Origin of the sequence: Granulicella cerasi, from assembly GCF_025685575.1 — a bacterium.
GTDB classification, from domain to species: domain Bacteria; phylum Acidobacteriota; class Terriglobia; order Terriglobales; family Acidobacteriaceae; genus Granulicella; species Granulicella cerasi.
This window is the reverse complement of sequence record NZ_JAGSYD010000002.1, coordinates 387950-411708: the sequence shown is the minus strand read 5'-3', so window position 1 is coordinate 411708 and position 23759 is coordinate 387950. Positions and strand designations below refer to the sequence as shown.

Sequence of the window (23759 nt, the reverse complement as noted above, 5' to 3'; positions counted from 1 at the left end):
CTGCAACACTCGCCGCATATATGGAGATGTTCTCCACACGGCAAGCAGCAAAGATGCTCGGAATCAACGCAAGCACGCTGTCTCGTTATGTGACCGCAGGCAAAATCCCCGGTCCGAAGTCGGCTCAACTCGGAGGGATGTCAATGCACCTCTGGACAGAGCGGGAGATCGAACGGGTACGCAAGCTGCTCCCGAACATCGAAGACGGAAGAACGACACGTCATCAGAAGCAAGCGAGGAAGAGTACGAAGTCGACCTCATAACCCAGAGCGGGACGCCCCGGTGCTACTAACACCGAAACGCCCCTAACCACTCGTCGCCCTTAGGAGGCAACGCATGGCTACTGAACACGTTACACCACGCCGCACGCAAGCACAGCCCTACCCCAAACCTGCGCTCTATGAAGCGATTGCCAACGTGAACCGAGATTTAGGTCTGCTCATCGCAGATTTTGATCGACTTCGGGAATTTCGTTTCAAGCGTCAGGACATCGACGCCTTTATTGCAAAGACGGAACATCTACGGTCTCGTGTCAATGGCGAACTACTCGAACATCAACTCGCCAGAGAGTTAAAGGACGAGCATCACTTCTGGTTGCTCGACAAGAAGTTCGAAGACCGGTATGAAGATCCCAACGATGTCCTGATCGGGGCAAAGCGTCGGCTGGAAGAGATGGCTTCTGAAGAGCGCCATGCGCTTCAGGAAGCCAATCGTATTCGCGAACGCCGCAAGCGCGAAGAACAAGAAATCCAGGAGATCATTGGAACGTCTGCTGCATCTGAGTCCGCTGTATCCGACGTATCGATGGACTTAGACAGCTAGTCCAAACGTTCCCGCCGGTGCCCCACTTGAATAGGCCGCGAGTTACTTGCGGCCTATTTCATACATCCCTGGCATTCTGCCGTTTGACCGGCCATAACAACATGAGGGCCCTTTTGAGACAGGACAAGGCTAGAGACCAAGTCCAAAGCCGTGGTGTGGTTCCTGCTTTTGCTCAATTCCTTGGTGAAGTTCGCTGGACAGTGCGACCTTTGGCTCATGGGCACTCTGCTGCGAGACATCGCGCCCGAGTGCTTGCCACAGCTTGCTACGGTCATTCGTGAAAAGCTGCGCATCTTCTGCTCCGCGCGAGACAGCTACATAGGCCATGCGGTTATTGAGCAGGTCTTTGGCGGCAAGCTCGGTATCGACATGCACCAGCACACGGTCTGCCGTCTGCCCTTGGCTGGAATGGCTCGTCACTGCGTAGCCATGATCGAGATGCGGGTGCTTCGGGGCATCAATCTGGACATTCCGCCCATCGTCCATGCGCAGACTCATCCGGCCATCCTCGATGTGCTCGACTACAGCCAGCTCACGGTTGGCGATCTTCAATTCATTCGCGGGAGCCGTGAACTGTACGCGGTCTCCCACGGAAAATGCACGCTCTTCTTCCCGATAGACAGAGACGCCCGATTGACGGCGCGGATCATAGCTTCGCTCAATTCCGTCCTTAGTCTCCACAGTCACACGGTTACTACGCGCGTCCACGTCGGTCACGCGAGCATACTCGCCTTTGCCGATGCCGGTTTCTTTCGACGTACGGCTGTAGCGGACGACATCACCGACTTCATAGTTCTCCGCCCAGGTGCGGGCCGCACCGGTCAGCTCCTGTCGTGGCACAAGCGTTCGGACGGTGTGCTCGTCGTGGCTCACAACACCGCGTACCTGCAACTCTGCATGAATGACCTGATTGATCTCCATGCGCGAGCGATTGTCCGGAGAAACCACCAAGGTGTTTTCAGGGCTCTTGGCGTACTCCTTCGCAATGGCTTCGATCCGCTCTTCCCGGCCTTTGAACTCATGGACGCGACCCTGTTGCTCTAATCTCTGAATCGCTCCGCCGACATCACCCTGGGCAAGCTGTTCGACCACCTTCTTCAACTCTGGGTCTCTCTGGCGCACGATCTGGTTGAGCGAAACCGTCTTCATGCCTGCCTGCTGCAACTGCGCAAACGGTCTACCTGCTTCGACAGCCTCGTGCTGTCGCTTGTCGCCCACCAGCAACACGCGGTCATTCGGGTGCAGGCGAGTCAGGAACTCATGCATCTGTTTGGTGGAAGCAAGGGAGGATTCATCCAAAACGTACAGGCGTCTCTCGCCGGTATCCGGCTTCTGGCCACGCGCAAGGTGCATCTGGAGCGTGGAGGTTTCGATCCCGGCTTCGCCCAGCTTCTGCGCCGCGCGGGATGTAGGAGCAAAGCCTTGTACTGTGTAACCCTCTCGCTCTGCGCCTTCGCGAACTACAGCCAATGTCGTTGTCTTACCAGCTCCGGCCACACCATCCATTCCGACAATCTTCTCCCGCGAAGCGAAGAGCTGCTGCACCGCTTGCCGTTGCGAGGCGTTCAGCTCAGCGTGCCGCTCCACAGTATCAAAGCGCTCCCGACCTTCGAGCAACATGGGATGGTGATAGCCGCGCTGATTGCCACTTTCGAGGATACCGACGATCTCGCGTTCCGTGCTGACCATCTCGGCGGTGGTGATCTGTGGGCCACGCACAGAGGACGGAGCCTGCTGGAACTCACCCGAATCAAAGCGTCGATTCACCTCCTGTCGCACCTGCCCATAGGTCACTTCCCCCATGCCGCGCTGCAAAGCGATGTCGTATAGAGCACGGCGGTCGTGTACGGCAGACTTCTCAAAGAGATGATCGCGCGCATAGGTGACGGCCTGCCGTGCAGCCACTTCTGGTTTTCGTTCCTGCTGATGTTGCTGGCTACGCTCTCGAGCCGCTGCTACAACATGGTCCGCCTGATGCCCGAACGTCGCCGCCAATTCGCAGTGCTGCCGCTGGACTTCCTCCGGCGGCAGCAATTCTTTCTTGTCGCGGGTGGAGCGGGCCGCGATCTGGGCGGCTCCGGCTCCATCCAATCCCTGCTCTCGAAGAAGGTCTTTGATCTGCTCCCGGCGAAGGCTGGAGGCTTCCAGGTACTCGCGCGAGTAGCCTTTGATCTCCGGCTGGCCGTACTTGCCGCGCTCGATCTCGTAGCCCAACTCCTGCAAGCGTGTTGCCAACTCCGCACGGTAAATGGCCGTAGCGAAATGCTGCGAAGCATACAGCTCGCGCGGTTGCAGAGAACGAGTCCGTCCATTGTCGCGTTCGGTCACGTTGAAGATTACCGAGTGCGTATGCAACTGGGGTGCGGCATAACCTTCGACGGGACGCGCAGTATCATGCTCGAACGTCGCTACGGCGAATTTGCCTGTTGTCTCGGGAGCGTGGACATTACCGATGCGGGCCTGTGTGTAATGTTCCAGTTCGCCCAAAGCCACACGCACACTCTCGCGGTGCGCCAGTCGCACGCGCTCGTCACCACCTACCAAGGCCGTCAGCGAAACCGACTTCGGCGCAGAGAACGTCGCATCCCATCCCGCACGGTGCTCCATGCTCGTGACTTCTTTACCGCCCTTGCCTTCATAGGTGCGTGCGACCTGGTGCTTCACCATCTGCGCTTGCGTGAAGGGATGCTGGCCTTCGGTCAGCCGCGCAAAGTGTTCGTCGCCCACTGAACCGGACAAGCCCCACTCTTTCGCAAGCTGACCCTGCCACTCGCTGTAGCCTTGCTGGTCGCGGCTCCAATAGTTCTGCCGCTCTGACGCAAACTCCCGCTCATGGTACATACGTACCTGACCCGCTGACAACGGCTTGGACAGCGTCAGCATACAGAGATTCTATGCCTGGAAGCTGGACATACGCGGACTTCGCGCTCCCAATCGGCTTCAACGAGTGCATTTCGCTCCAATCCGGTATTGGCCTTTGATTGCGGCGATTTGGGAAGATAATTCCTTAAATGTCACTCTCCACCGAAACTCGCCGCAAAGATGCTCTGGCACTCCTCAGTTTGCTTTATGTAAAACTTGGCGATTCTCCTATCGACTGCACAGCATTTGATTGCGCAGATGTGGCCTATGCAGCGATTCAAAAAACTTCTTGGGAAGAGCTGGTGTCAGAGGGGCTGCTCGCTAAACGCGGAAATTCCCTCTATTTCTTCACGGCAAAGGGATGGAGTGAGGCGCTCTTCCGCTGCGGAAATCCGAGCGGCCCAGAACTTAATGAGCGCCTCGGCAAGCTATCCAAAGTTCTCAAGGACAGCGTCAAAGGACGAGGCGATTCTGTCTTGGTTAGGCTCGACCAAGTGACAATTGATTCCGGACTCTCTCCCGGTTGGGTCTTTAATGCCATTGACGCCCGCCTGATATGCATTTTCGGAAGGAATGATGCAGGGTGGGTTGAGGGAGCGCGTGGTCGCTTGATTGAGGTTCCGAGAGACTTCGGTCTAATGGAGATTGATATCTTCGCCGACCTTCGAGCAGAAAACCTGAAGCTCGCTGAAACGGTCGAGCGGATGGAAGAACTGTATGCTGACTATCGTTGTAGCTTCTGTTCTTCTCCTCTTATATCTCGCACGCCGTGGGAACACGAGTACGGGACCGAGGAATTTTCGGAATACGCATGCGGCATGACAATTGGTGCGCCGCATGGTGATGCGCCATGCACTAAAGACCCGAAGTTCCCGAAGTTTGTTGACTATGTCCTGGATGCGGGGATAGATGGAGATGTATGGCGTTGCTATGCAACTGCTGCGAGAGCTCAATCGCCAGCAAGCCTTGTCCAACTCTATCCGACCTACGGTCAGACAGAGGATGAAGCGAGAGAATCAATGCGTAAACGATGTGCTGATCGAGCCAAGCACTGATCTCATTAGCTCGATGCAGACTCGTTGGCAACGAGGATATGCACTCATTGAGCACTCGCTTGGGAGGCGGAAACGCTCTCATCTTCAGTCAATATTGCTGATGAGAGCCGACTTCAGGTGACGAATCTTTTCAACGGTCAAATTGACGGGTTGGCATAGAACACGCGAAAGACCAGTTCAACCGCGAGCCGGGCATCTCCTTCGAGTCTCGTACGCTCGGACCATTGTTGATCGACTGTGATTGCTGGACTGGCAGAGTCCGAATGAATGAGGGCGTTGCGGCGTTTTCTCAGATCATGCAATAGGGGATCAGCACCGGCTTCGTCGATAACTCGTTTAGAACTCCCAGTGAAACCTTCCGCATCGTGCAGATGCGCGTCGATGGCTGCGGCAGCCAAGACGATAACCGCGATCCAAGCACCCGCACAAAAGGCGCACTGCAAATCAGCGACCATCGCGCAGGCATGTTCGCTCAACAGGTATCCGCCGTCGTCTGATGGTTCCGCTTTCTGCTCAAACCAGTTCCGGCGTTCTTCCCATATTTCGTTTGAAGGATGCTCCAGATGGATCATGCGGTAACTCGTCAGGTTTATCCCTGAGTCTATCTAAAACAGGTTTTGCTGAGTGATATGAGGAGGATGGAAGGTGCCGATGATGACGAAGGGATTTCGTGCCTTACGAACGTGCCATTCGTAGGTCGTTCCGAGGAACAGGTGCAGATCTTTGGTTTTGACAAAGTCGTCCATATACTTCTGTCGTACCTTTCGAACTGCTTCATCCTTGCTATAACGTTTCTCGCAGTTCCAGTACAACTGGCCAATTTCCCAATCCTCGATCATCAATTTGCTCTCGACCCCCGCGTCATCTTTGAATCGGTACGAGAATTTGTACGGAAGCTTCGGCATGATCCTAAAATCTTCGAGTCTCTGGTCCTCGAAAAGATGTCCTTGCTTCATGCTGTCAAGAATCCCGTTGATCTTGTTCTGAGGCCACACAGGCTCAGCAGCCTCGGCGACGAAGTCCAAGATTTCAGTTGGCTTGAACACAACAAGCGAGATCCTATTTTCGTGCGCCAGATCGATGATCTCTCTCAGGTTCGTATATATCTTTTGGTTTCCCAGGACAAACTTGCGGCGATCCGCCCATTCACGGTCGGTACTGACTTCTTCAAGTAGTTTGATCTCACTCGTGCCAAGGATACGATGGCTTTCGGGGCGTGAATCTTTCGTGTTTCGGACGACGTCTGCCTCGATCCATTGGTACTTCCTGTATTGCTGTTCCTCATCGAGCAACCGGAAAGGAATTGGGTAAAGGCGAATCCATGAGCCATCCTCACGAAACCCAGCGGTACAGGCCAGCTCCTTGTATTTCTCAGAGATGGTCGGGTAGGTTTTGACGGTGATCAGGACTTTCTCTCTTGCCATTCTCTTGAACGAGCTCAGATGTGACGGATGTCGTATTTCCAGTCTGGGAGTGCGGACATCGCTTTCGCGACCCGTCCCCGGTGGCACATGCAGACACTTGCTTCAAAACAGGTGATCGCAACACGCTTGTCTTTCAGAAAGAGATCGAACAGGTCTTGAAGCGCCTTACTGTTCTGCTTCAGTTCCTGTTTCTCGTACGAATTGAACAGACGGTCGTAATCGGCCTGAGTATTCAACTCTTGGCGTCTGTCCGACGCTATACCGAGTTCCGGGATATGTACGTAACCGATACCAAGCTTTCTGACAGTATCGGAGAGCGTCTTTTTGGAGAACCCATACTTGCGGCTAAGGGGGTTACGCCGCACGTCTACGAGAGTCTTCACGTTGTTCCTAATGAGGCGATTTAGGTAGCCTTCAAGAGACGACCCCTCATATCCGATGGTAAAAAAACATGCGGCAGAGACAGCAGGACGTGCAGCAGCAATCGCGCTAAGTTCCTGATCATTCATGATCTTCGCGGCGCGCTCGCTCTTAGTGGCGTAATAAGGATACCGGCGGTAGACATCCTGCAAAAGCTTCGTGCCGTGCAGGTGTGAGTATTTCTCATAGCAACGGCTGTACGCCGCTTCATCAAACAATCCAGCGGTGGCAAACCCTTCTTTCAACTGCCAATCCTCAGCATCGGCTAAAGCCCCGATATCAACGAGACGCTGCTTGTCGGCGTAGGACTGGAACGAGAAGCCGCCAAACCTATATGGCACGAATTCGAAAGATGGCTCTTGCTGGAACTCTTGGGTATACAAGAATAGATACTTCTGGAAATCCGTATTAGCCAAATGGCCGCCAAAGGCACTGAGCAGTCCAAGAAGCGTTTTTTGACGGTAATTCATCATTAGAGTTCGTCCTGCCACACGATTTCCATAGTACAGCTTAGCTGCAGAAGCATTCGCAAAGAGTGAATTACCTAGAAGCCGCACCTTCCTAATCACTCGATGTGGCCTGAGACTCCAAAACTCCAGTTTGTTGAGACCACGCGAGATGCAAGAGACATGCCGATAATCGCCTTCAGAGTCATTCGATGCCCTTACTCTCGTCCCACCTGAAGCCCTCACGCTTGGCGGCAGAAGTTTCCTCCAAAGGCAGAACGCCCTGAACAGGCTTTTTGGTTTCAGGAGCCTTCGTGGGCGTCAAGGTCTCCACCCTATCCGCTTTGCGCGGCGACGGCTCGTCTCTCATTCGCTCCAAGAACTCCGACTGCTTACTCTCTTTCTTTGCTAACCGGAACTTTGCGGGAAGAACGTGGTTCTCAAGCTTGATAAAGCCGGTAAGCGGGGCGAGCCCGGCGATCTCGGACGCCATGATGAGCGGTTTCGTGGCGATCTCCATCGCAAAGCTCTTCTTAGACCGCAGCAGCCCCATGCTGCGGGATTCTTTCAGGCGCTCAACCTCGATCTCGCCGATACTTTCGGAGATCCACTTGGCAGCTCGCGGCTCGGAGGTCTTCAGAAAGATCTTCGTCGCTGGCTGGGAGAGCATGGCCTCCGCATCCTGGCCGTAGCGCTTCTCCATCTGGCTACGCCCCTGAATCCCCATGACGACAGGATTACCGTACTTGCGATTTTCGGTAATGGCGGTATGAAGCTGGGGCAGTTTGTTCAGGCTCGCCAACTCATCCAGCACAAACCAGACCGGCTTTACCGCAGGGTCTTCGCAGTAGCCCATCATGCGCAGGATGAATAAATCGAGCCATGCCGAGTGCAGCGGCAGCACCTTCTCGCGGTAGGCAGCAGAAGAGGTCAAGAAGACCCAGCGATTGCGCTCGGTATACCACTCGGCAGTCGCAAACGTCTTGCGCGTATGCTCCCACTCGGGCAGCAACTCCAGGCTATCGGCGACCATGTTCAGGCTGGAGAGAACTCCCGCACGCTGCGCGGGAGCGCCGGGATCGAGTAGAGCAGCAAGTGGAGTTCCTCTGACCGCCGCCTCAATGTATGAAGGGTCGGCCATCATCCGCAGGATGTCTCTGGGCTGGGGCTTGTTCCTCAGCAGATGAGCCAGCACCCGGCGCGGCGCATCGGTGAAGAATGCTTTCTCGTACTCCTTCTCCGGCAACATCGCTGCGGCTATGGTGGTGGCTGTTTCCGGTCGGTCAATCTCGCCTCCAAGGCCCCAGTACGGACAGCGCTGATCGAGCGGGTTCAGGATCAGGTCGCCCCTTTTCGGATCGTAGAACTCGCCCAAGAAGTCCATCGCCGGGTCATAGACGATGGCACTTTCACCCCGGTCCTGAACCTGACGGAGAATCTGCCGGATGGCCGAAGACTTCCCCGATCCGGTGTCGCCCATCAGCAGAATATGACTGGATTCCAGCCGCTTCGGAATGGAAAAGCTCGGTCCCGGAATCACCCTGCCGAGCAGGCCGTCCCGCTCCATCCGGAACCGGATTCCGTCCTCACCGGAGCGACGGAAAACGTTGAAGGCGGGCACCAGTTCCGGCCCTTTGGTACGCCGCCCGTGCCGCTGCTCATGCTTTCGGCTGATGCGAACTTTATGACCAAACAACAGCCACAGGGTGTACGGGAAAAGCACTGCTGCCGTCAGGTAGAGGACGGGCCGCAGGAAGATCAACCACGCACTGTCACCGTCATAGATTGTGTCCTGGAGATATGCTTTCAGTTCTGCTGCGCGAACTTTGCCGGGTGGCAGGACCGTAATCCCGCGCCAGCCCTCCGCGATGGCCTTGGGGCTTAATGCGAATCGTTGTTTCGGGTCGGACCTCTTGACTGCATCCTCCGGCAAGAGCGGCTCCGGCTTCCGTCCCGGAGCCGTCTTCTCGACATACCGGACAGTGGTCAGAGCGGCGGGATAAGGACTCAGCGTTGAGCACGCGGCATAGGTTCCGAGGTAGAAGTTCTGGACCGGATTCATCGTCCAGCCGAGCCAGAGCGTCCCCGGAACGATGACCAGAAACGGCCCCAGCACGAAAAGCAAAATCAGCCACAGAAGCCATCGGCCTCGGCTAGGAAACCGCATCGGACCGGTGCTCATTTTTCGCCTCCGGTTCCACCCTCCCCGGCCTGAAAATCGGAGAGCAATTTCCGGGCGTCGGCCAGCTTCCGGGCATTCGACTGGTCACGGATTTTGAGCACTGACTCCGCCAGCAGATGTTTGCTTTCGGCATTCGCCTGGGCGGTCGCATGGAAGAGATTCAGGAGCATGTAACGGAGCGCCGCCACCTCGGAAAGCACCAGTTCGGTCGGGTCGGCAGGACGCTCCCGCGCCGCCTTCAACGACAGTTCACGGAGCCATTCTGCGAGTGTTTTGCCGCTCCGTTCGGCGGCTGCATCGACCTCTCGAAGCTCCTCCGGAGTAACCCTTGTCGCGATGGTTTTAGTGCGGAAGCCGGGCTTTTCCTGCGCGCTTTCGGAAACGCTGAATGCAGTCGGATTGGTCGTGCGGGATGTGCTCATGAGGAAGCCCGCCTTGTTCCAAGATGCTCCCACGGCGAAATCCGCGTCAAGTACGCTCTAAGGCTGATTCCAGCTAAGTGCATTCGAATTCAGCGCGTTTACGCATTTTGGCCGTTTCAGGGATTCTCTGGAATCCCTGCGTTTACATTGTGGAAGCCGCGCTTCACAAGATGCTGTTTCTAAACATGTTCACCCACGTAAACACAAGTGCACCTGTGCAGTTCCCAGTTGGGGGTGACGTGTCAACACTCAATCCGCTGCCGCAGGCAGCGCTCTCCTCGGGCCAGATAACGATGGGCGCCCGAGCAGCTGCTTTTGAGTTCAGAGCACGGCTATCAGTTCAATTCTCGACGTGGCATTATGACTTACCACCTTCAACATAGGCGAACACCCAACTTGCGAGAAGGTCAAGGAAGGTGTGCTCCGGACCGCTGGGTCGGAGCTGAACGCAGAACTTAGGAAAGTGTTCAAGCGGGCTAAAAAGTAGTGCCCGGGAAGTGCTTATAACGGATTTTGGAACCATCATGCTCGGATGGTTGGGGCCAAGCTCCAGTCGTACTAAAGGGACATTTGCATCCCCTGACTCGCTAGAGGTTACCCTAGTTCTGACTGGCAATCCGCCAGCCCGCAGTGCTGAGTCCTGTGGAGCCATCGCGAGGCCACTGGGCCCTCTCGACGTCGATCAACGATTGGGCGTACGATGTCTTCCTACTGGCGTGTCTTGGGACGCGCTATTTGTACTCGTCAAAGCTGTGGGTTGAGAAAAGCAGGTGCCTTGTGTCGGCCCCTCTCCGCGTTGCTCAATACGTACGTATGTCGACGGAGCATCAGCAGTATTCGACTGAGAACCAGTCTCAGGCGATCCTGGAATACGCCCGTGTGCACGGCATGGAGATCGTCACAACCTACGCCGATCATGGAAAGAGTGGATTGAACTTGGCAGGTCGCCCGGGCCTGCAAAGGCTTCTGCAAGATGTCCAGCGAGGCGAACAGGGCTTTGAGGCCTTGCTGGTCTATGACGTAAGCCGCTGGGGCAGGTTCCAGGATGCAGATGAGAGTGCGTATTACGAGTACGTACTGAAGCAGGCTGGCATAAAGATCCATTACTGCGCGGAGCAATTTCAGAACGACGGCACCATGCCATCGGCACTGATCAAGACACTCAAGAGAACAATGGCCGGCGAGTACAGCCGTGAGCTTTCTGTAAAGGTGTTCGCGGGCCAGTGCCGCCTTATTGAGCTGGGCTTTCGCCAAGGAGGCCCAGCTGGGTTCGGACTGCGGCGCCATCTCGTTGATCAGGAAAGAAACTTTAAACAGGTCCTTGAGGATGGGGAAAGAAAGAGCCTTCAAACGGATCGCGTAGTGCTCGCGGCTGGCCCGGCTTGGGAAGTAGAGATCGTCAAACATATGTTCCAGAGCTTCACCGAAGCCGGTGATTCGGAATGTGAGATCGCGACGAGGCTTAATCAAGAGGGCGTGCTAAGCGATCAAGGCCGTCCTTGGACCCGGGCTGCGGTTCACCAGATCCTGACGAATCCAAAGTACGTCGGCAGCAATGTTTATAACCGGCGTTCGTTCAAGCTGAAACGAAAGAGGGTCAGAAACCCGCCCGAGATGTGGGTCATGAAGCCCGATGCATTCGAGCCGATCGTCTCCAACGAGGTGTTCCAGCGAGCGCTTGCAATCATCGAGGAAAGGCACCGGCAGTATTCAGACGATGACATGCTCGCTCGTTTGCGAGACCTCTTATCGCGAGTGGGAAGGCTTTCCGGCTTCATCATTGACGAAGCGGATGACATGCCTTCGAGTTCCGCCTATGCGCACCGGTTCGGCAGTCTGCCAAGGGCTTATGCTCTAATCGGCTGGAGCCCGGGACGCGACTATAGTTACCTGGAAATCAATCGGAAGATTCGTGCGCAGCACACTCCTCTTGTGCACGAGATCGTGGAACAGCTTAGAGCCAGCCAAGCCGATGTCGTGCAAGATGTGCGAACAGACCTGCTGACGATCAACTCCGAATACACAGCATCTCTGATCTTGGCTCGTTGCCAGAAAACGCAGACAGGCCGTGAGCGCTGGATCGTTCGCTTCGACGCGGCTCTAAATCCCGACATCACCATCGCGGCCCGATTACAGCCGGGAAATGATGGGGTACTGGATTACTACTTGCTACCGAAAATTGCTGGCTTCGGAACCTTTGTGCGGTTCGCCGAGCATAACCCTCTATGTTTAGAGGTTTTTCGGTTTGAGAATCTCTCGTACTTAACGGCGATCGCCCGTCGTGTACCGGTTGAGGAGGCAGCATGAACATGGAAAGCGCCGAAGATATCCCGGTAGACCGGATCTTAGTCGTGAACCCAAGAACTCGCAATCGAGTGAAGTGGCTGGAGATCGTGGCCAGCATCAAAGCGGTGGGTTTAAAGAGGCCGATCACTGTCTGTCCAAGGAAGGAGCCGGATGACGCTGGTCATACCTATGACCTAGTGTGCGGACAGGGCAGATTGGAAGCGCATATCGAGCTGGGGCAGCCCACAATCAAAGCTGTTCTCATCGAGGCTTCAGAGGCTGATCGATATCTGATGAGCTTAGTAGAGAACATCGCCAGGCGCCCGTCTTCATACAAGGCAATCTATTTCGAAGTCCGGAATCTTCTGGAACGTGGCTATGACGGATCCACCATCGCTCAGAAACTGGGGATCGACCGCTCTTACGTGCACGGTCTCGTGCGTCTGGTCGAGCGGGGAGAGGCCAAGTTGATCGAGCAGGTTGAGCTTGGCAGAATACCCATTAGCGTCGCCGTGCAAATTGCGAGTGGTGACGATGATGAGCTGCAAAAGGCATTGGCGGAAGGGTACGAATCAGGCGAGCTGAGGGGTTCCAAGCTCCAAGCTGTACGCAAGCTCATCAAAGATCGGAGGGCACACCGGGAAGGAAAGGTTAAGCCCACGAAGAAACCTCTTACCGGGGCTGCACTAGCCAACCTCTATAAAGTGCGTGTGCGTGAGCAACAACGCCTTGTCGCAAAAGCAGATCAGGCACGAGAGAAGCTCCTGATCGTGGCCACCGTGATGCGAACACTCTTGGCCGATGAGGATTTGATCACAATGCTCCGCGCCGAAAATCTTTTCGACATGCCCGAGCAGCTCGCGCTCAGGGTCCGATAGGAGGGATCATGGCCGCCCTGCCGAAGGCCTTCCAGGAATACTTGGTCTCAATCCCGCTGATCCAGATTGAGCCGCAGATTGTCGTCACTAAGGAGATGAGAAGCAGCGATACGTTCCGTCAGATCAGCGCTTCTGTGAAAGAGATTGGACTCATTGAGCCGCTAGCCGTGTTTCCCAGACCCGGGAAGAGCTACCTTCTCTTGGATGGACATCTTCGGTATGAAGTTCTGAAACATAACGGCCGCAAAGAGGCTAAGTGCCTTCTGGCGACAGATGACGAGGCTTACACCTACAACCGGCGGGTCAATACCATTCCTCCGATCGCACAGCACCTCATGTTGCTGGAGGCTCTTCGCAACGGGGTCACCGAGGAACGGATCGCCAAGTCGCTGAACGTAGATGTTTCCGTGATCCGCCAAAAACGAAACATGCTGAATGGCGTTTGCAGCGAGGCGGTGGAGCTGCTGCGGAACTATAAGCTGAGCGCCAAAGTCTTTTCAGTGCTGCGCAAGATGAAGCCGTTGCGTCAGGTCGAAGTAGCCGAGCATATGATCGCAAACTCTTCTTTCAGCTACACCTTCGTGGCGGCACTGCTGTACGGCACGAAGGCGGATGCCTTGATAGAGGACAGGGTGAAGCACCGGGTTTCGAAGCCAGCGAATGATGGCGGGGCAGAACGTCTAGCAAAAGAGAGCGACGATCTTCTTTTGAATCTGAAGGGACTAGAAGACTCATTCGGAAAAGATGCTTTGGCTCTGACGGTGTGCCAAGGTTACGTAGAACGGCTGCTTAAGAACGCCAAGGTTCGGCGCTACCTGGAACGAAGACATGGCGATTCGCTTGGAGCCTTGCAGCTTTGGCTGGAAAAACGGCAGTTGATCAGCTAGCCTGCGCTGCCGTTCCACAACCTGAGAGCCACAACACGCGAGGGACAGGTTTGGCGAGCTGAGGCCCCTCGTACAGGTAATAATCTGCTCTACCTTTTGGGCCAGCATTTGCCCCTCAGTTGCTGTAGCTTCAACGGCAAGTAGGCTTATAGCCTCGACAACAAGTAAGCCGTCGTCGTAGGCGACTTCATGCATTTTATGTTCTGAGGAAATGATTGGATTGGAGTTTCCGCCATTCACTCTGACGCTTGCAGCAAGATTGAACATCAGAAACTCTTCTCCAATGCGTAGGAGTAAGGCATGAACCTTCTAGTTGGCAAGCTGGGTGTCCTGAGCGACGAGCTCGGCAAGTTTGGCCGCGACCTCCTCCATCGTGTTCTCTCCAGTATCCAGGCCACTCCGTGAAGCGAGCATAGGGCTCACGTCCCGAAGCGCTTCGTAGGTCGTGCCGTGGACAATTGGAATCAGTCGATTGCCTGCGAGCAGTGTGGATAGCTCTTTATCGGCGATACTTTCTTTCGGTAGACGCCGCAACAATGCGGGCGTTACCAATACAATGCCAATCCGTGACTTGGACAGGCCCTTATCTATTTCTCGGAGCAAGGGTGTACCAAGAGGAACGTCCTTCTCGCTGAACCAAACCGAAGCACCGCGCGCTTCAAGCAGATCATGAAGTTCTTTAGCGCTTTCCGCTCGGTCGTCCCATGCGTGGCACAGAAAATAATCTCGCCGTTCAGGAGCGACAGCTAGCTTCTCGACCGTCTCGCGAATCGGCGTGAGTGCGACCACTTCAGTCGGCGTGTAGAGGACAGATGATCCAACCCGCCCCCATTTCGGTCGGACACTGCCCCGGCTTCTACCACTGCGGCTGCTTCCATTGCTTCCCGGGGTCGAGTAAGAGGAAGACGGGTAAGATCCATAGTTGCTGCTGTAGCTACTGCCATAACCGCCGCCATAGCGACCATAACGGCTACCGCATGCAGGACAATCGGCTGCCGCGGCTGCGGTCCGATGACCTCTGACTGGTGCTGTGCATTGAGCCATTGCCATTAACCTCCTATCTGTTGTGATTGCGCCGGAAGTCTGACAGAGAGTTGCTTCCTGAGCGCTCCAGAAGGGTGCTCAAGTGCATGTCTCCCCTTACGCCTGGAGCAAAGTTCTCCCCGTATGTGTCGCGCAATGTGTCTACGCGCGTATTTCCATGCTTCTCGCTGATGCGGCCGTCTTGATCACGGTGACGGCCGTCGAGCCCGATAGACTTCGCCATTGGTTTCCTTTCTGCAGAATTGACGGGAGTGGCAAAGCCACTCCCGTCGGCCGCTACTGCGCCCTACTTGCGACCAGATTGCGGATACGAAGCTGCCAATCCCCGGAATGGATGACGCGGATGTAGTCTTCGCCTTCCGAACCATTTGTGAGCAGATCCGTTTTAGTCCGTTGGCTCTGGGTTTCCCAGTCCCCGAACAGGATGTACGTGCCGTTGCCCGGGTGGAGATTTTCAAACACCACCAACGCGTCGTTGATGAGTGCTCCGATGTACCCTCCCATGCCACCCGTTCCGCGAACAATGTTGCGAGGAGAGAGGCTTTCAAGGAAGTCGTAGCGTTCATTGGCCCTGCGCTCCAGGTCCTCCAGCGAGTCTTGCGAGGTGGGCCTCATGGAAGACAAAATCTTCCGAATGTTGCTCTCGCGTTCGCCAGCAGGAAGGATTTCCCATTTCACCTGGATGGTGTCGAGGTATTCCTCAACCGTGGCCTCAGGCGGGAAAACATTAATTCCACCAACGGCTTCTTGCAAGAGGTTGAGGGCGAGTAGGAGTTCACGGTCGATGTCCACGTTGAGCGCCGACAGAGCGGTGGTGATGTTGAAGCGAACGATGCAGGACTCGTCGCCAGCGAGCAAAACGACGGCCTCGATCAGGTGCCTGGGTCCATCGAAGTGCTCGCGTTGCCATACCATCCGGAACTGGGTCACGTCGCACGGAGGCGGGTTACCAAACGGGCGGGGATTGACGTAACAGATTTTCTTTTCGATCTTTGGGAGATCGCGCCGGACGACGGTTTGACCTTCGATGTTGCGCTTGGCGTAGCGTCCAAAGTCAACGCCAAGCAGCAACGGCCCAGCAGTTCCAATTGAGCCGTTCTGATGGGTAAGGCCAACGTGGGCGTAATCGCCTGCCTTAATCCGTTCAATATTGATTCGTTGAACGACGGCAACTCGAAAATCGTTACCTAGTGATCCAAGCCTCGTTTCAATGAAGAGAGGCACTTTGCGCATTCCGCGCTTTTTTGCAGCCATGACAGTTCCTTTCGTGATGCGTGAATACATGCAACCGATAAGGGACCTGTTGACTCCTAGATGATAGAGCGCTAGACTGAGCCAGTTGGCTAAGAAAAGCGTTCGGCCAGCAGATGTCACGTGGTCCGGTTTTGGGTTTGTGACGAGTAGGCCCTAGGCTCCTAATTCCAAGAAGCCCACTCATCCGATCTATTGAACGACAATCCCCTTTCCTAAAAATGTGACTCAAAACGGTTCTACGTTGGCGCGTAGGCCGTTTTTTGCCATCTTTACATCTAAAATCGCTCCACCTCGAAAAGTCAAGGTTTTTTGCTTATAACACTGGCATTCTTCGGCATTTGAAGGCTCAGGCGCTAAGCAGTTCATATCTCCTACGCTTGAAGGTGTCTATCCTGTACTGGGCAGCTTCCTGTGAAGTCCCGAAGGTCGTAGTTACGCAGCGAACCAGCGACAAAGCCTGACCGAAAACTTTGATCGGGTTCTCTTCAAGATGAGCGATACCGGCGGCTGGCATCAGTGCTGCCGCTGTAAACGAGTCGGTTTGCCATTCTGTGTCCAGGTAAAAGGGGTGAGGGACGGGAGTTCCCTTGTACAAAGCGGCCTTTCTGGCGAGTTCCATTTTTGCCAGCCGTTGAAGAAGGCGTCCGTGTAGAGCAACATGGGCATATTCATGCACCATGACCCAAGTTCCGTGAGGATTTCCACTCTCCAGCAAGTCGTACGTCTCAGGCGTAAGTAGCAACTGGTATCGTCCACGTTCTGCATTGAACGACGCCTCAGCCTCCACTCCGTTCAAGTGATCTACGCTGCACTCCACTTTGTATGGCACACCGTTGACAACGGTGTCCGGCAGGTTGTCATAAAGTTCGAGTCCGGCCAAACGTGTTGTCGGTTCGAGCCCCAAGTGCTTCCGAAATCCAGAAGCGAGTCGCTCAAGTTTGCTGTAGCTGAACGACTCGTCAGCTTTAATGCCTCTAGGTTCCCGTCCCATCTAGATCCTCTTTTTTTAGGATTTCGAGCATTTGTTGGTAGATTTCATCTCGTTGCCGACCCTTGGCTAGGCCGGAAAGCAGTTCAAGTGCGACAGGGGGATAGTCCCTTACATCAAGATCAAAGGTCCCTCTCGACTCGGCAGCTGCCCGGAGCAAAGAATCGGGTGATGCGTTCAGAAATTTGCTAGCTTGCAGGATTTTGGTCAGGCTGAGCGGGCTACGTCGATCTCTCTCGATGTCGCTCACGTAAACAACGGATAGATCGAGATGTCGAGCGAGTTCGCCAAGACTGCGTTTCGCCTGAGTACGCATGGACCTCAACACCTCTCCAAAAGTCACAATCACACCTCCCTTAGCATTACGCATTTAGCTTACAGCTAATTAGACGCAGGTGAAAGAAAAAAGTTTCGGGATCTGGGGAGCTCTGCAACAGCACATGACAGTGCGCTGCATCAGGAGCGAGGATGAGTTCAGTGAAACCTGCTAACGGAATCTTCCTGACTTAAGAGGCACACTTAAATCCTCTCCGACCCCTGGTCTCCATGATCGATGCTGTGAGGAGGCGAGGTCGAGCGTATTGAATATACAGCGAGGGGCCGAGTACTACTGTTCTCGATCTGAGAGCAGAGACAGCTCTAAGGGTGATCTTCTTTTTGATCCGACGCGAGGGCTGACGTGGTCTCTCTGAGGCCCGCGATTGCCGGGTCATATACAAAACGTGTGATGGACCCATCAGAAATTCTCTGCACAGCTTCATCAATGGCCGTCAGCGGAACCACGAACCACTCCTGTGGCTGAACGGTGCGGCCGGGTGTACCGGGTAGCGACACCTGCAGCTGCGCCGCCGCAAAGACCCGATGAATTGTTGCTTCTAAGCGAGTTCGGTTCACATTTGCTAGTTTCCACGTAGCGACCACTTCGACGGGAGCATACAGGTATGTGGCATCGGCTTTCGCGTTTGCAATGCGGTCTTCTACGCGCCCTCCTGTAACGCCAATTTTGTGCAGAGAGTCACCCAGCGCAGCCACCTCCGTCTGCTGCGATAGGCTGCGCAGAACATAGATGGTGCCCGTCTCCACATCGTCGGCTTCCAGGGTGCTGCCAAAAAGCGGCCCGAGTTCTGCAGTAGTGAGGCGGCGACCGTTCTCGTCTTTATAGAGAGCGCGTTGCAGGGACCAAAGCAGGAGATTGCTTTCTGTGCCATTGCCGTAAATCGTACGCAGGCGCGCATTCGTTCCGCCGTTCGGAGCCTTGAACGGATCGCCGACAGAGGCCACGTACACCATTTGCCCGTTCACGATGAAGAAGTCCCCAGCTTCGATACTGCCGTCCTTGGCGAAGGGTTTCGTCACACGCCTTCCTGCCGCTAGATCGGCCTGTGCCGCCTCGAACAGTGGCTTATATAAATCAAAATCTAGGCATTTCACGCGCTCCGCGACGTAATCGGGCGATTCTCTTTTAGCCTCGGGCGGTTGCACATGGATCAACGTTCCGATGTCGTCAGTCGCACCCTCGGACAACGCTGCTAGCAGTTCGTCATCGCTTAACGCCTCCACACGTTCACCAGTCTCTGCGGGTACAGCCAGCAGGCTAAAGCGATCATGTGGTCGTAACAACGCGAGGTCGTCTTCTGGCAGCTTGCGAATCTGGTCGAGCCGCACGGCATACATCCGCTCGAAGATGCCCAGATGCGGCCCATGTTGCGGCGCATGACCGTGCGTCTCGCGAAACCGCACAATGTCCTCAAAGCCAGCGAGGATGCGCTCCTGACGCGGCGTATACCCACCAGACTCTGGCTCTTCGACTTCTATACCGAGAGCATCGAGAAGGTCATCGCCTTCAAGTTCCTGTGCCTTCTTCATGCGGGCTCTCCTACGGCTGCAGCCTTCGCCTTCTTTCGAGCCGTGTAGTTCCGGTACGCTGCTACACCTTCAGCCAACCTGCGCTCCCAAGCGTCGGCAGAGGTGATCTGAACCGGGCGGCCCTTCTCGCGCTGCCACTCAAGTGCGCGACGGGCCAATGAAAGCGCCTCCTCTTCTGGTATGAAAACCTTCTTGGCCGCGATTTTCTCCTTCATCTGTTCCAGGACATTTGCGTTTAGAGTGCGGCCTAACACGGCGTACGCTTCGCCGAAGGGGTTAATCGCGTCGATCAGGTCCACGCTCAACTCCCGTACGTGTAGAACGAAGCGCCTAACTCCTTCCAGCAAACCGAGATTCGCGTTGATCTTCTCCTCAGTCTTCACACTGGTCTGTACCAGCGTCAGTGCGGCAACGGCGCGTTGACGAATCGCTTCCACGTCATCTTCTGGAAGTTCCGGATAGCGATCACGGATGATCTTGGGAATCCGCAGCTGTGTCGTCTCCTGCGGGACACTGTTCTCCGCGTTAAAGAGACCTTGGCTCAGCGTCTCCTTGTCTTGCACGACGGCGGCGATCACGTCGTTCAAGTCTTCGCGGCAGATGCGCGCGGCCTCCGGGCTCATCTCCTTCAGCCCTTTGATCTCAATGTGAACGCTTCCAGTCTCCTCGTTCACGCCGACATTCGTCTTGCCGTCCTGGTAGCCCTCCGCTCCGTAGTCGTATCCCGACCTCGGACCGGAGTCTTTTGGCGTGAAATCGAAGCGCGGTGCAATGACCTGCTCCATCAGGAGACTTGCGGCGATAGCTTTTAGGGTGTCGTTCACCGCTTCTACAACATCGCTCTGGTCGGCCAACGGCTCGGAGATGAGGTTGGTGAACTTGGCGCGCGTTTTGCCCGGAGCGTCGCGCGTTACGCGGCCAATGATCTGCACTATCTCTGTCAGACTGCTGCGATAGCCGACCGTCAGAGCATGCTCGCACCAAATCCAATCAAAGCCTTCCTTTGCCATGCCAAGCGCGATGATCACATCCACGTGGTCACGGTCGTTGCGGTGCGCGGGATCACGCAGCGCAGCCAGAACCTTACTGCGACGGTTGCTGTCAGAATCGTCCACCAAGTCGGCCACCTTGAGCACCCGGCCTGTGTCAGGTTCGCGAACAAGATGGAAATCCGTCGCCTCGTCGCGGCCCTGCCACTCGCCCAAAACGCCCATGATCTCGCTGACCTCGGCGTATTTATCCGTGGAGCTGGCGCTGGAATTCACGTTCGGAATATGCACGATCGTCTTCAGCTTCGGGTCTAGCACCTCACCGATCGCCTCCAGGTAGCTGCCTGAATAGAACCAGTAGCCTAGGTCCAGCGCTTTCAGGTACTCATAGCCGTTCAGCTGCTCGTAGTAGGTGTAGGTCACAGTGGCGAAGCGCGCCTCGTCCTCCGGACTTAGCACCGCCGCTGTGTCGCCTCGGAAGTAGCTGCCAGTCATGGCGAGGACATGCACCTTCGCACGGTTCAGGAGCTCTTTGAGCTGTCCGCCCAGCACGTTGGCCTCGTTCACGCTTACATGGTGGAACTCGTCAATGGCTATCAGGCAAGCGTCGAAGGCCTCGATGCCCATCGCATCCACGGCGAAGCGGAAGGTGGCATGCGTGCAGACCAGCGCCTTATCCTCGCTCGTCAGGAACTCGCCCACGGCCTTGACCTTGCCGGTGGCCGCAGAGCGGTTTTCTTCACCGCCAGGCATGGCGCAAAGATTCCACTTCGGGCGCACGGTCCAATCGGCCCAGAAGCCATGCGCTGCCAAAGGTTCGTCACTGAAGCTGGCGCCGATGGAGCGCTCCGGCACCACGATCAGCGCCTGTTTCAGGCCCTGATTCGCCAGCTTGTCGAGCGCGATGTACATCAGCGCGCGGCTCTTGCCGCTGGCCGGTGGAGACTTGATCAGCAGAAACTGCTCGCCCCGATACTTGTACGCCTCGGCCTGCATGGCGCGCATGCCCAGCTCATTGGTGCTTTTAGAGCGGCCGGTGTGGCCTACCGCGATGGAGACGGAAGGGATGCTGGCGGCGCTCATGGCTGTACCTCTTTCTTCTTGCGTCCGCGCGGCTTGCTGTCCGCACCCTTGGTTGCAGCACCTGCGCTTTCTGTCATCTTCGCGTACATAGCAAATAGCGTCTCCAGCCGTTCAGTGTCGTTCTTGAAGCGGCGACCGATATAGATGCGTTCCAGCGTCTCGTCATTGCGATCATGCGCCGCGCGCAGGTTATCGGGCATCGCCTCAGGGTCGTAGAGGTCGGCAATGGTCGCAGGAAAATGCGCCTCGCGCGCCAGAAGTATGTCTTCTGCGCAGTGTGTCAGGTCAGCCTTGTCCTGCTCGGTGAGGTCGGGTACGGGGAAGGTGTTCCAGCCGAGGGTATTGGAGTAGGAAAAATCCGTGCGCATGCGAACGCAGACTGTGCCAATCCAGACCCAATGCAGACGCGATGCAATCAGCGCCATATTCCAGAGCGGAGCATCGTAAAGGGCAAACATCTTATTGGTTACGACTGACACAGGATCGAGGAGACCACATGGCAGTACATCCCGATTTTCGGACGAGATGGCGGAGACGACGATTGTCTGACGCTTCGCGGTGTTCGTTTCCCGCATCCGATGCGGATAAGCCGCCATCTGTCTAGCACTCTTGTCCGGACTTGCGTAGCGCATGTTTGCTACTCCGAGCAAGCGGCTGCGTAGCTCGGGTGCGCGCAAACATTCGCCGATGTCACTATCTTCGATCCAGAGGCAATACTTATGAAGACTCTTTACAAATTCTGATGAACCAAAAATCCTGCGTACGATTCGTTTTTCGACGTCTGCGCGCAATTGCAGCCCCTCGATTTCCGAACGACGGAGCAGGAGATAACCTCCATCGTACGGCATGTTGCCTCGAACCATCGTTGGTCTTCCTGGTGGAGGAGAAATAGATTGCTCGATGAAAATTTCTGGGCCAGATAAGAGATATGAGTTAATACTCGTTACGTTTCGCTCAACGACACTTTCATCCCCCTCAGAGTCGAACAGTCGCCTAACCCCACTGGATCTGCGGTCTATTCCGACTATCACTACCGTCACACCGGCTTTGTGAGAAGCGAGATTTGACCACTTGAAGGACGTATTAGCAAAGCGTATCTGCGCGCCGCGTTTCTTGATTAGCGGCCAAAGAATCGGCACCTGCTGTCCTTGACAGATAGAGTTCGTTGAAACGAAAGCTGCAGCTCCTTGGGAAGCGGCGAGGTAGTCTGCCGCCTTCATAAACCAGCCGCTTACATAATCTAGTGAGCGCCACTTGCCGGTACGCTCATCGAACAAATCACTAAGATCTGCTTTTTGACTCTCATTTTGCCAAGTAGCTCCCTTATATGGCGGATTGCCGCAGAGGTAGGTTTCACCACCCTCATTCTCGAAATCCATCGCGGCCTGCTCCAGAGGGGTCTGAAAAAGATCGTCCTCAACCAGCTTCACACCCGTGCCTTCGGGCGAGCACACCCTCAACCAATTCAGCCGCAGTGCATTGCCGCAGGTGATCCAGTTCTTCTGCGCTAGTGGAAGGAAAACGATGTTCGCCTGTTCCTGGCCGAGGTAAAGAACGTTGCTCTGGTACTCCGCGATGACCAGAGCGAGCCGTGCGATCTCCACGGCGAAGTCGCGAATCTCGATACCGCGAAAGTTGCTGAGCGGAATAACGCTGCCCTTGGGCGTCTCGCCCAGGGCGTGATCGATGCCAGCCTCGATCTCACGCATCTGCTTGTAGGCGATCACCAGAAAGTTGCCGGAGCCGCAGGCGGGATCGAACACGCGGATACGCCGCAGCCGATCCTTGAGCTTGCGCAGGGCTCGGGTGTTTGTGCCTGCTGCTGCCAGTTGTGCGCGCAGGTCATCCAGCAACAGCGGGTTCAGCACCTTGAGGATGTTCGGCACGCTGGTGTAGTGCATACCCAGCGCCCCACGCTCACCTTCGTCAGCCACGGCCTGAATCATGGAGCCGAAGATGTCCGGGTTGATGTGCTGCCAGTCGAGCGAGCCCGCCTGCAGCAGATAACTACGCGCAATGCGGGTGAAGCGAGGCGTCTCTGCCGAGTCGCAGAACAGACCGCCGTTCACATAGGGAAAGCGCACGGCCCACCCCGGCAGGTGTTCGTGGTCCCGCTTGTCCGGGTGGATATCCATTACGCGGAACAGCGTCTCCAGCACCTGGTGCGTGTTGCTGCCGTCAGACTCGGTGAACTGCTCGATGGTTGAGGTAAAGAGACCGCGATCTCCAGGAAAGATATTGGTGTCTTCCGCGAAGAAGCAAAAGATGAGCCGCGCCATGAAGTGATTCATATCGTGGCGGCGCGCTTCGGTACCCCACTCCGGGTTCTGGCGCAGCAGTTCCACATAAAGTTTGTTGAGTCGCCCAGTGGCGCGAACATCGATCGGGTTGTCCTTGATTTCGCGAACGGTGGAGATGCCAGCGAGAGGCAGGAAGAAGCCGATGTGCTCTGCAAGCTTCGGGAACTCCGACGCAATGGCTTCGCCAGTGGAAAGCTCCTCGGCCTCCAGGGTCTGGCCGTCAGTGGCGAGGATGAATTTGGCTTTGGCCTTAGCCGTTTGCGGACTGGACTTCAGGCGCTCCAGCGTACCGTGTGTCTCACCCGCCGTGCACACGGCAAGGTGGATGTTCGATTGCAACAGCACGCCCCCCGGCACGTCCGAGCGATTTGTATCGCCCTTGCGCAGCCGCTTAAGCTGCGTCTCTTTCTTGTCGAAAGCCGCTAAAAATTGGAACGGGAACTCGGCAGCCTCAAACGGCTGCGCTGCAAGGTCGACAACGGCATCTGCGATTTCAACTGCGTTCATAAAGGAAGAGCCTGCTAATCAAGGGTAATTCAATGAAGGCGGTT

Annotated in this window: 19 protein-coding genes; 6 read left to right on the top strand and 13 right to left on the bottom strand. The window is 55.8% G+C overall.

Annotation, left to right across the window (positions count from 1 at the left end; translation table 11 throughout):
• Window positions 1-20: 20 nt before the first annotated feature.
• Complete coding sequence (locus OHL11_RS17270) at window positions 21-263, top strand: helix-turn-helix domain-containing protein (protein ID WP_162402462.1); 243 nt, start codon at window positions 21-23, stop codon at window positions 261-263.
• 73 nt (window positions 264-336) lie between these two features.
• The gene (locus OHL11_RS07230; RefSeq protein WP_263370826.1) at window positions 337-822 is read left to right on the top strand and encodes a hypothetical protein; all 486 of its coding nucleotides are present in this window, start codon (window positions 337-339) and stop codon (window positions 820-822) included.
• 129 nt (window positions 823-951) lie between these two features.
• Here the strand turns inward: OHL11_RS07230 and mobF are convergent, their stop codons facing one another.
• Window positions 952-3705, bottom strand: a complete 2754-nt coding sequence (gene mobF, locus OHL11_RS07225) for a MobF family relaxase (RefSeq protein WP_263370825.1) — start codon at window positions 3703-3705, stop codon at window positions 952-954.
• 128 nt (window positions 3706-3833) lie between these two features.
• On the opposite strand from mobF, the gene OHL11_RS07220 reads away from it, so the two are divergent.
• A complete protein-coding gene (locus OHL11_RS07220) occupies window positions 3834-4739 on the top strand; it encodes a hypothetical protein (protein WP_263370824.1) in 906 nt (301 codons plus the stop codon).
• 137 nt (window positions 4740-4876) lie between these two features.
• On the opposite strand, the gene OHL11_RS07215 is transcribed toward OHL11_RS07220, so the two are convergent.
• From OHL11_RS07215 to OHL11_RS07195, 5 genes are all read right to left on the bottom strand, one after another.
• Window positions 4877-5311: a hypothetical protein gene (locus OHL11_RS07215; protein ID WP_263370823.1), complete on the bottom strand. Its 435-nt coding sequence runs from the start codon at window positions 5309-5311 to the stop codon at window positions 4877-4879.
• A gap of 33 nt (window positions 5312-5344) precedes the next feature.
• Window positions 5345-6163 (bottom strand): hypothetical protein, encoded by an 819-nt coding sequence (locus tag OHL11_RS07210; protein WP_263370822.1) that lies wholly within the window; start codon window positions 6161-6163, stop codon window positions 5345-5347.
• Window positions 6164-6177: 14 nt separating this feature from the next.
• Window positions 6178-7056, bottom strand: coding sequence for a DUF488 domain-containing protein (locus OHL11_RS07205; RefSeq protein WP_263370821.1), 879 nt, complete (start codon window positions 7054-7056; stop codon window positions 6178-6180).
• A gap of 178 nt (window positions 7057-7234) precedes the next feature.
• On the bottom strand, window positions 7235-9211 hold the full coding sequence (locus OHL11_RS07200) for a type IV secretion system DNA-binding domain-containing protein (protein WP_263370820.1): 1977 nt from the start codon (window positions 9209-9211) through the stop codon (window positions 7235-7237).
• On the bottom strand, window positions 9208-9633 hold the full coding sequence (locus OHL11_RS07195; protein WP_263370819.1) for a plasmid mobilization protein: 426 nt from the start codon (window positions 9631-9633) through the stop codon (window positions 9208-9210). Before OHL11_RS07195 ends, OHL11_RS07200 begins: the two co-directional genes overlap by 4 nt.
• Before the next feature lie 777 nt (window positions 9634-10410).
• Here OHL11_RS07195 and OHL11_RS07190 point away from each other — a divergent pair.
• From OHL11_RS07190 to OHL11_RS07180, 3 genes are read left to right on the top strand one after another with little or no spacing between them, the layout of a single operon-like run.
• Window positions 10411-11940: a recombinase family protein gene (locus OHL11_RS07190; protein ID WP_263370818.1), complete on the top strand. Its 1530-nt coding sequence runs from the start codon at window positions 10411-10413 to the stop codon at window positions 11938-11940.
• On the top strand, window positions 11937-12797 hold the full coding sequence (locus OHL11_RS07185; RefSeq protein WP_263370817.1) for a ParB/RepB/Spo0J family partition protein: 861 nt from the start codon (window positions 11937-11939) through the stop codon (window positions 12795-12797). The genes OHL11_RS07190 and OHL11_RS07185 overlap by 4 nt, the downstream gene beginning before the upstream one ends.
• A gap of 8 nt (window positions 12798-12805) precedes the next feature.
• Window positions 12806-13684, top strand: a complete 879-nt coding sequence (locus tag OHL11_RS07180; protein ID WP_263370816.1) for a ParB/RepB/Spo0J family partition protein — start codon at window positions 12806-12808, stop codon at window positions 13682-13684.
• Window positions 13685-13993: 309 nt separating this feature from the next.
• On the opposite strand, the gene OHL11_RS07175 is transcribed toward OHL11_RS07180, so the two are convergent.
• The 7 genes from OHL11_RS07175 to OHL11_RS07145 form a co-directional block, all read right to left on the bottom strand.
• Window positions 13994-14473: a toll/interleukin-1 receptor domain-containing protein gene (locus OHL11_RS07175; protein WP_263370815.1), complete on the bottom strand. Its 480-nt coding sequence runs from the start codon at window positions 14471-14473 to the stop codon at window positions 13994-13996.
• A gap of 531 nt (window positions 14474-15004) precedes the next feature.
• The gene (locus tag OHL11_RS07170) at window positions 15005-15982 is read right to left on the bottom strand and encodes a hypothetical protein (RefSeq protein ID WP_263370814.1); all 978 of its coding nucleotides are present in this window, start codon (window positions 15980-15982) and stop codon (window positions 15005-15007) included.
• A gap of 346 nt (window positions 15983-16328) precedes the next feature.
• A complete protein-coding gene (locus OHL11_RS07165) occupies window positions 16329-16973 on the bottom strand; it encodes a hypothetical protein (protein ID WP_263370813.1) in 645 nt (214 codons plus the stop codon).
• Complete coding sequence (locus tag OHL11_RS07160; RefSeq protein WP_263370812.1) at window positions 16957-17340, bottom strand: helix-turn-helix domain-containing protein; 384 nt, start codon at window positions 17338-17340, stop codon at window positions 16957-16959. The genes OHL11_RS07165 and OHL11_RS07160 overlap by 17 nt, the downstream gene beginning before the upstream one ends.
• A 269-nt stretch (window positions 17341-17609) precedes the next feature.
• Window positions 17610-18836, bottom strand: a complete 1227-nt coding sequence (locus OHL11_RS07155; protein ID WP_263370811.1) for a GIY-YIG nuclease family protein — start codon at window positions 18834-18836, stop codon at window positions 17610-17612.
• Window positions 18833-20908 carry a DEAD/DEAH box helicase gene (locus OHL11_RS07150; RefSeq protein ID WP_263370810.1) on the bottom strand — a complete coding sequence of 692 codons (2076 nt, stop codon included), beginning with the start codon at window positions 20906-20908 and terminating at the stop codon, window positions 18833-18835. The genes OHL11_RS07155 and OHL11_RS07150 overlap by 4 nt, the downstream gene beginning before the upstream one ends.
• Window positions 20905-23715: a class I SAM-dependent DNA methyltransferase gene (locus OHL11_RS07145; protein WP_263370809.1), complete on the bottom strand. Its 2811-nt coding sequence runs from the start codon at window positions 23713-23715 to the stop codon at window positions 20905-20907. The genes OHL11_RS07150 and OHL11_RS07145 overlap by 4 nt, the downstream gene beginning before the upstream one ends.
• Window positions 23716-23759 lie beyond the last annotated feature (44 nt).

Excerpts from the sequence above, each read along its gene's own strand:
- OHL11_RS17270 (WP_162402462.1), top strand. The coding sequence starts at position 21 with ATGGAGATGTTCTCCACACGGCAAGCAGCAAAGATGCTCGGAATCAAC.
- OHL11_RS07180 (WP_263370816.1), top strand. The coding sequence starts at position 12,806 with ATGGCCGCCCTGCCGAAGGCCTTCCAGGAATACTTGGTCTCAATCCCG.
- OHL11_RS07205 (WP_263370821.1), bottom strand. The coding sequence starts at position 7,056 with ATGATGAATTACCGTCAAAAAACGCTTCTTGGACTGCTCAGTGCCTTT.
- OHL11_RS07155 (WP_263370811.1), bottom strand. The coding sequence starts at position 18,836 with ATGAAGAAGGCACAGGAACTTGAAGGCGATGACCTTCTCGATGCTCTC.
- mobF (WP_263370825.1), bottom strand. The coding sequence starts at position 3,705 with ATGCTGACGCTGTCCAAGCCGTTGTCAGCGGGTCAGGTACGTATGTAC.
- OHL11_RS07185 (WP_263370817.1), top strand. The coding sequence starts at position 11,937 with ATGAACATGGAAAGCGCCGAAGATATCCCGGTAGACCGGATCTTAGTC.
- OHL11_RS07215 (WP_263370823.1), bottom strand. The coding sequence starts at position 5,311 with ATGATCCATCTGGAGCATCCTTCAAACGAAATATGGGAAGAACGCCGG.
- OHL11_RS07220 (WP_263370824.1), top strand. The coding sequence starts at position 3,834 with ATGTCACTCTCCACCGAAACTCGCCGCAAAGATGCTCTGGCACTCCTC.
- OHL11_RS07195 (WP_263370819.1), bottom strand. The coding sequence starts at position 9,633 with ATGAGCACATCCCGCACGACCAATCCGACTGCATTCAGCGTTTCCGAA.
- OHL11_RS07230 (WP_263370826.1), top strand. The coding sequence starts at position 337 with ATGGCTACTGAACACGTTACACCACGCCGCACGCAAGCACAGCCCTAC.
- OHL11_RS07170 (WP_263370814.1), bottom strand. The coding sequence starts at position 15,982 with ATGGCTGCAAAAAAGCGCGGAATGCGCAAAGTGCCTCTCTTCATTGAA.
- OHL11_RS07160 (WP_263370812.1), bottom strand. The coding sequence starts at position 17,340 with ATGCGTAATGCTAAGGGAGGTGTGATTGTGACTTTTGGAGAGGTGTTG.
- OHL11_RS07210 (WP_263370822.1), bottom strand. The coding sequence starts at position 6,163 with ATGGCAAGAGAGAAAGTCCTGATCACCGTCAAAACCTACCCGACCATC.
- OHL11_RS07145 (WP_263370809.1), bottom strand. The coding sequence starts at position 23,715 with ATGAACGCAGTTGAAATCGCAGATGCCGTTGTCGACCTTGCAGCGCAG.
- OHL11_RS07200 (WP_263370820.1), bottom strand. The coding sequence starts at position 9,211 with ATGAGCACCGGTCCGATGCGGTTTCCTAGCCGAGGCCGATGGCTTCTG.
- OHL11_RS07150 (WP_263370810.1), bottom strand. The coding sequence starts at position 20,908 with ATGAGCGCCGCCAGCATCCCTTCCGTCTCCATCGCGGTAGGCCACACC.
- OHL11_RS07165 (WP_263370813.1), bottom strand. The coding sequence starts at position 16,973 with ATGGGACGGGAACCTAGAGGCATTAAAGCTGACGAGTCGTTCAGCTAC.